Origin of the sequence: Xanthobacter autotrophicus (genome assembly GCF_029991245.1) — a bacterium.
GTDB classification, from domain to species: Bacteria; Pseudomonadota; Alphaproteobacteria; order Rhizobiales; family Xanthobacteraceae; genus Xanthobacter; species Xanthobacter autotrophicus_C.
In genome coordinates, this window is sequence record NZ_JAIVFO010000405.1 from 1 (window position 1) to 419 (window position 419).

The following is a 419-nucleotide window of genomic DNA, read 5'->3' on the forward strand; positions in this document are numbered from 1 at the left end:
CTCTAATAAAGGCTTAATATTTTCAATCGCATCATTAAAAATATCAATACCTTTTTTCTCGCCACCTTTTTTATCGATAGCTTCTAAAGCACCATACATAATTGTTGTAGCTGTGCTTTTTTTGCCATCATACATTAAAGAATTAATAAATTTTGTGATTACTTTATTACCATAAATCGGATCAGGTAAAACTTCTCTTACCGGAGCTTTTCTTCTTCTCATTATTTTTCCTTCAAATTTTAAATTTTACTCAAACAAAATCAAATCTAACGGATTTGTCTGTATGAAGATTATTTTGCAGCGCCTGCTTTAGGGCGTTTAGCACCATATTTAGAACGAGAAACTGTTCTTTTTGCAACACCTGCTGTATCAAGAGCACCACGAACGATGTGATATTTAACCCCTGGTAAGTCTTTTAC

2 pseudogenes are annotated in these 419 nt (G+C 32.7%); both read right to left on the bottom strand.

Features of this window, described 5'->3' with window-relative positions:
- Positions 1–222: pseudogene (locus K9U41_RS23430) on the bottom strand (30S ribosomal protein S7); the annotation flags it as partial.
- A gap of 68 nt (positions 223–290) precedes the next feature.
- Positions 291–419 (bottom strand): annotated as a pseudogene (locus K9U41_RS23435) (hypothetical protein); the annotation flags it as partial.